At 42.2% G+C, this 6,180-nt stretch carries 6 protein-coding genes; 2 read left to right on the forward strand and 4 right to left on the reverse strand.

The annotated features are described in order from the left end of the window. Nucleotides 1-32: 32 nt before the first annotated feature. Both O3599_RS07820 and O3599_RS07825 read right to left on the reverse strand, forming a co-directional pair. Nucleotides 33-1,247 carry a pyridoxal phosphate-dependent aminotransferase gene (locus O3599_RS07820; RefSeq protein ID WP_371512484.1) on the reverse strand — a complete coding sequence of 405 codons (1,215 nt, stop codon included), beginning with the start codon at nt 1,245-1,247 and terminating at the stop codon, nt 33-35. Nucleotides 1,248-1,403: 156 nt separating this feature from the next. Next, the gene (locus O3599_RS07825; RefSeq protein WP_000977176.1) at nt 1,404-1,706 is read right to left on the reverse strand and encodes a hypothetical protein; all 303 of its coding nucleotides are present in this window, start codon (nt 1,704-1,706) and stop codon (nt 1,404-1,406) included. A gap of 161 nt (nt 1,707-1,867) precedes the next feature. Between O3599_RS07825 and O3599_RS07830 the strand changes: the two genes are divergently transcribed. Then, on the forward strand, nt 1,868-2,320 hold the full coding sequence (locus O3599_RS07830) for a universal stress protein (RefSeq protein ID WP_000079148.1): 453 nt from the start codon (nt 1,868-1,870) through the stop codon (nt 2,318-2,320). A 231-nt stretch (nt 2,321-2,551) separates the two neighbouring features. Here the strand turns inward: O3599_RS07830 and O3599_RS07835 are convergent, their stop codons facing one another. Further along, nucleotides 2,552-3,940, reverse strand: a complete 1,389-nt coding sequence (locus O3599_RS07835; protein ID WP_247939913.1) for a Cof-type HAD-IIB family hydrolase — start codon at nt 3,938-3,940, stop codon at nt 2,552-2,554. 65 nt (nt 3,941-4,005) lie between these two features. Here O3599_RS07835 and O3599_RS07840 point away from each other — a divergent pair, with 65 nt between their 5' ends. Next, the gene (locus O3599_RS07840; RefSeq protein WP_247939912.1) at nt 4,006-4,968 is read left to right on the forward strand and encodes an asparaginase; all 963 of its coding nucleotides are present in this window, start codon (nt 4,006-4,008) and stop codon (nt 4,966-4,968) included. 53 nt (nt 4,969-5,021) lie between these two features. On the opposite strand, the gene ccpA is transcribed toward O3599_RS07840, so the two are convergent. Further along, on the reverse strand, nt 5,022-6,032 hold the full coding sequence (ccpA, locus tag O3599_RS07845) for a catabolite control protein A (RefSeq protein ID WP_001090627.1): 1,011 nt from the start codon (nt 6,030-6,032) through the stop codon (nt 5,022-5,024). Nucleotides 6,033-6,180: the final 148 nt, after the last annotated feature.

Below are 6,180 nucleotides of genomic sequence, written 5' to 3' on the forward strand. Positions count from 1 at the left end.
GCAAATGTTTCCAGCTTTTTCGAATGTAAGCCCTATCTACGATACTGTTTTAAGAATCGAGTCATCTTTTCTTGGATTTGGGATAGTTCATCAACACGCGGAAGATAAACGATACGGAAGTGGTCTGGTTCCTGCCAGTTAAAGCCTCGACCATGAACCAAGAGAACCTTTTCCTGCTTCAAGAAATCAAGGACAAACTGTTCATCATCATCGATACGGTACATATTGCGGTCGATTTTAGGGAAGATATAGAGTCCAGCTTTAGGTTTAACCGCAGACAAACCTGGAATATCTTGAATGGCATTGTAAATGAAATTTCTTTGCTCGTAAATTCGTCCACCAGGAAGGAGCAATTCATCAACTGATTGGTGACCACCCAAGGAAGTTTGTACGACTTGTTGGGCCAAAACGTTAGAGCAAAGGCGCATATTGGATAGCATATTGAGCCCTTCGATATAGCCTTTAACGTGTGTCTTAGGTCCAGACAAGACCATCCAACCCACACGGAAACCAGCAATACGGTGGGATTTTGACAGGCCATTCATGCTGACACAGAAGACATCTGGTGCCAGACTCGCCACAGGCGTATGCACATGTCCATCCATGACCATGCGGTCGTAAATTTCATCCGCAAAGATAATCAAATCGTTTTGACGGGCAATCTCAATAATCTCCAACAAGAGTTCCTTAGGATAAAGGGCTCCAGTTGGGTTGTTTGGATTGATAAGGACGATTGCCTTGGTATTGGAAGTGATTTTTGACTTGATATCGTCAATATCTGGGTACCATTCTGCAGCCTCATCACAGATATAATGAACGGCATTTCCTCCAGCTAGGCTGACAGCAGCTGTCCAGAGAGGATAGTCTGGCATAGGTACCAAGACCTCGTCTCCGTTGTCCAAAAGCCCCTGCATGGACATAACAATCAGTTCACTGACACCATTTCCAAGGTAAATATCATCAATATCGACATTGGGGAATTTCTTCAACTGGCAATACTGCATGATGGCCTTACGGGCTGAGAAAATCCCTTTAGAGTCAGAATACCCTTCACTATCACGCGCATTCATAATCAAGTCATGAATGACCTCATCTGGCGCTGTAAAGCCAAATTCTGCTGGATTTCCTGTATTCAGACGTAAAATCTTTTCTCCGTTTGCTCGCATCCGCATGGCTTCTTCCAAAACAGGACCACGGATATCATAAGCAACATGCTCTAACTTACTAGACTTGTTATATTCTTTCATCTTGTTTCCTCAATTCATCGAGATAGTAACATTATACCACTAGAAAGGGATTGCGACAAGTTTACTGAAATGTGTTATTAAAATCCTACAGAAGAAAAACCTCACTAAGAGCGAGGTCAAGACAGGGGAGATAGCAGGTGTTTTGACAAAAAAACATCACATACCAAAAGATAAGCCTAGAAAAAGCAAGCCTAAAAAGGAGTCATAAAGAAGATTGAACATGAGGAAAAGTCCCCATATCATCAAGTAATCCCAACGCCCACTTCTTTTTGCAACTAGGAATAATACCAAATGGTAGAGTAGATGAAAGACTAAAAAGCCAACAAAACCTGGATAGAGAAGCGGAATTAGCTTCTCTAATTGCCAGATCATGATAACTTCTAGCAAGACTGAAACTAGGATGATTCCATAATAAAGGAAATTTGAATTTTTTGTTTCTTGAAAAGCGTTTTTCATCATTCTCCCTCCCTTCACTTCTTTCCTGCTATCCTTTCTTTTATTTTATCATATATTTATATAGATTTTAATCGCTAACATTCTTTTGAAAAATACTTTTTTTGCTTTACTTCTATAGTGAAAAGGTTTACAATTATAGTAAGAAAATTTCAGGAGGTTTCATTATGGCACAACGTTACCAAAATATCATGGTCGCAATCGATGGTTCTAAAGAAGCGGACTTGGCTTTTGTCAAGGGAGTTCATTCTGCTCTACGAAACGACGCTAAACTCACCATCGCCCATGTCATTGACACACGCGCACTCCAAAGCGTATCCACCTTTGATGCTGAAGTTTACGAAGAACTCCAAGTCGACGCTGAAAGTTTGATGAAAGAGTACGAAAAACGTGCTAAAGATGCTGGTGTGGCAGATGTTCATATCGTCATTGAAATGGGAAATCCAAAAACCCTCTTGGCACGTACTATTCCCGATGCTGAGGAAGTGGACCTCATCCTTGTTGGCGCAACTGGTCTCAACGCCTTTGAACGCCTCTTGGTCGGCTCTTCATCTGAATACATCCTCCGCCATGCTAAGGTTGATTTGCTGGTTGTGAGAGAACAAGAAAAAACCCTATAGTCACGAAGAAAAGGAGCTCAGCGCTCCTTTTTGTTTACTATTTATACTCTTCGAAAATCAAATTCAAACCACGTCAACGTCGCCTTGCCGTATATATGTCACTGACTTCGTCAGTTCTATCTGCAACCTCAAAACAGTGTTTTGAGCTGACTTCGTCAGTTTCATCTACAACCTCAAAGCAGTGCTTTGAGCAGCCTGCGGCTAGTTTCCTAGTTTGCTCTTTGATTTTCATTAAGTATTATTTCTCTCTTTATGGCGTTCATAAGCCTTGAGCTGGCGCTGCAGTTCCTTTTTAATAGCAGGTTCTGGAGCATATTTTTCTTCCCAATCATCTGGTTTTAAGATTTTATGGGTCACTGGATCAAAATGAGCCTTGCCATCTGGAAAAATTTTCCCCATATTGGCCTGATGAACAATATCAAAAATACGTTCTGGATCCACCCCCATCAAGACAAAACTACCGTAGGTAAAGTAAAGCGTGTCGATCAGGGCATCTACCTGACCTATCAAATCTTGCTGAGCAGGCGTCTTCTTAGCCACTTTATCGGCCGCCTTATCAAGAGCTTGATGAAGTTGCGATAGAGCTCGACCAAAGTCCTCTTCAGAAGGACTGGCAGCTCTAACAAATTCCACCAATTCTTCTATTTTAAAGCCAGCCCTGTGGGTTGCACCTTCTAAATCCCAAGCTCGTGGTTCTTCTTGGGTTCGTTCATCCATCATGTGGTGGAAGGTCTTGACCTTATTGAAATGATAGTCACGGCTGACAAAGACTTTTTCTGAAGCTAGAACACCAAAATGTTCCAGGGCCTTGTGGATTCCGTCTTGCTGATTACTAGTGGTAATGTGCTTAGCAACTTCCTTGACACTGCTACTACCATTTCCCATAGCGACCGACATCCCAACGCCTGCCAGCATTTCAAGATCGTTATCGGAGTCACCAAAGGCCATGACTTGGTTGAGGTCAAAGCCATATTCTTTTCCAACTCGGCGAATACCTTCCAATTTAGAGTTTCCTTGATTGATGACATCCGCTGCAAAAGGATTGCTACGTGTCAATTTCAAATCTTCAAAATCAGCTGCCGCCTTCTCAGATTCTTCTGGCGTCATCAGCATCAAAACTTGGTAGATAGGCTGATTGATCAGATGAAGCAGATCTTCTTCCTTTTGGGGAACAACCTTGCTGACCATACGATTAAAGGAATGACTCACCGTCCGAGTTAAAACAGAGGGAACGAAGCGACTGATTCGTTGGGAAAAAGAACCCAAACCAAAGGACATGATTTTAGAACCTAACATGGCATCCTTGGTCCCTAGAGCAATCTCCTTACCCTCTTTTTTAGCATAAGTAATGAGCTGGCGCAAATGTAACTTGGAAATAGGGCTCGTAAACAAGACTCTGTCTTTATTAAAGATATACTGGCCATTGTAAGTTACCGCAAAGTCCAGATCCAAATCGTCCATCAATTCCTTAACAAAAAAAGGTCCTCGACCTGTCGCTACGCCGACAAGTACCCCTTGCTCTTTGACGATTTTAATCGCGTCCTTAGTGGATTTCAAAACACTCTTGTGATCGTTGACCAAGGTTCCATCGATATCAAAAAAAACAGCTTTGACTTCCATCCTATCCCAATCTCCCCTTTTGTGATACAATGATTATACCACATTTCAGAAAGAGTGAGTAAATCATGCCTAAGAAAATCCTTGTTTTACATACGGGTGGAACTATTTCCATGCAGGCCGATGCTTCTGGCGCTGTTGTGACGAGTTCAGATAATCCCATGAACCATGTGTCCAACCCACTTGAAGGAATCCAAGTCCACGCCTTAGACTTTTTTAACCTGCCAAGCCCCCATATCAAACCCAAGCATATGCTAGCCCTCTACCAGAAAATAAAAGAGGAAGCAGATAACTACGATGGGGTTGTGATTACACATGGAACCGATACTTTAGAGGAAACAGCCTATTTCCTTGATACCATGGAAGTTCCCCATATGCCTATCGTTCTAACAGGGGCCATGCGTAGCTCTAACGAACTCGGCAGCGACGGTGTTTATAACTATCTGAGTGCTTTACGGGTGGCTAGCGATGACAGGGCTGCTGACAAAGGGGTTTTGGTTGTTATGAACGATGAAATCCATGCTGCCAAGTATGTTACTAAAACGCATACGACCAACGTCGGCACCTTCCAGACCCCAACACATGGGCCACTTGGTCTGATTACGAAGCGGGAAATCCTCTACTTCAAAACAGCTGAACCTCGTGTTCGCTTTGACCTTGATCACATACAAGGCTTAGTCCCTATCATCTCGGCTTATGCAGGTATGACAGATGAGCTGATTGATATGCTGGATTTGGAACAATTGGACGGCTTGATTATCCAAGCCTTCGGAGCTGGTAATATTCCCAAAGAAACGGCTCAAAAATTAGAAAACCTTCTGCAAAAAGGAATCCCAGTCGCCCTGGTATCACGATGCTTTAACGGTATAGCGGAACCTGTTTATGCCTACCAAGGTGGAGGCGTACAGTTGCAAAAATCAGGCGTTTTCTTTGTTAAAGAACTCAATGCCCAAAAAGCCCGTTTGAAACTCCTCATTGCCCTCAATGCCGGACTAAGAGGACAGGCTTTGAAAGACTATATGGAAGGGTAAGTCTCTTCTCCAGAAAGCAAAATCAGGAAATCTGCACGATTCCCTGATTTTTTCTATTTCCGTTTTCGTGTTGAGCGACGTTCTGTCAAACCATGAGGTAAGAGAACTTCACGTTCTTCCAACTCTTCCTTGTGCATAATCTTGGTCAACATACGCATACTGATGGCCCCAAGGTCATAAAGAGGTTGGGCAATAGTTGTCAAGTTTGGACGGGTAAAGCGTGAGATTTGTGAATCATCACTAGTAATGATTTCAAATTCTTCTGGTACTGATACACCCTTATCAGCAAGGCCGTTCAAGACACCTGCTGCCAGCTCATCACCTGTTACAACTGCTGCAGTTGCGTTTGATGAAATCAAGCGTTCTGCCAAGGCATAACCATCTTCATAAGTGTATTTAGACTCAAATACCAATCCTTCGCTATAAGAAATACCTGCTTTTTTCAAGGCTTCCTTGTAGCCAACCAAACGAACCTTACCATTGATATCATCCACTAGTGGACCGCTTACGAAAGCAATGCGCTCATTTTCTTTAGCAAGGTAGGTCACTGCATCAATCGTAGCTTGTTTGTAGTCAATATTAACACTTGGAAGTTGGTGTTCTACATCCACAGTTCCTGCAAGAACAACTGGTGTTCGAGAACGAGAAAACTCTGAACGAATTTTTTCAGTCAAGTGGTACCCCATAAAGATGATACCATCCACTTGCTTAGAAAACAGGGTATTGACAACTGAAACTTCCTTATCATCATCCTCATCACTATTAGCAAGAACGATATTATACTTGTACATTTCAGCAATATCATCAATCCCTTTGGCAAGCGTTGAGAAATAACCATTGGTAATATTTGGTATCACCACACCGACAGTGGTTGTCTTTTTACTTGCAAGACCACGCGCCACTGCATTTGGACGGTAATCCAAACGGTCAATCACCTCAAGCACTTTTTTACGAGTATTCTCTTTTACATTCTTATTGCCATTGACTACACGGCTAACTGTCGCCATTGAAACTCCTGCTTCACGGGCGACATCATAAATCGTTACTGTATCGTCTGTATTCATTCCATTTCCTTTCTATATCATACCTCACGAGACTCCAAAAAAGAGACGGTATGAAAATTTCGTTTTCATGATTCTACTTATTCCATTTTATCACTATTTGTAAACACTTTCAAGCTTTTTTTGAAGATTATTTGAAAAAATTTCATAG

It is taken from the genome of Streptococcus sp. 27098_8_103, from assembly GCF_041432345.1.
Taxonomy (GTDB): domain Bacteria; phylum Bacillota; class Bacilli; order Lactobacillales; family Streptococcaceae; genus Streptococcus; species Streptococcus mitis_BV.

Coding starts and splice junctions, on each gene's coding strand:
- O3599_RS07820 (WP_371512484.1), bottom strand. CDS start 1,247: ATGAAAGAATATAACAAGTCTAGTAAGTTAGAGCATGTTGCTTATGAT.
- O3599_RS07825 (WP_000977176.1), bottom strand. CDS start 1,706: ATGATGAAAAACGCTTTTCAAGAAACAAAAAATTCAAATTTCCTTTAT.
- O3599_RS07830 (WP_000079148.1), top strand. CDS start 1,868: ATGGCACAACGTTACCAAAATATCATGGTCGCAATCGATGGTTCTAAA.
- O3599_RS07835 (WP_247939913.1), bottom strand. CDS start 3,940: ATGGAAGTCAAAGCTGTTTTTTTTGATATCGATGGAACCTTGGTCAAC.
- O3599_RS07840 (WP_247939912.1), top strand. CDS start 4,006: ATGCCTAAGAAAATCCTTGTTTTACATACGGGTGGAACTATTTCCATG.
- ccpA (WP_001090627.1), bottom strand. CDS start 6,032: ATGAATACAGACGATACAGTAACGATTTATGATGTCGCCCGTGAAGCA.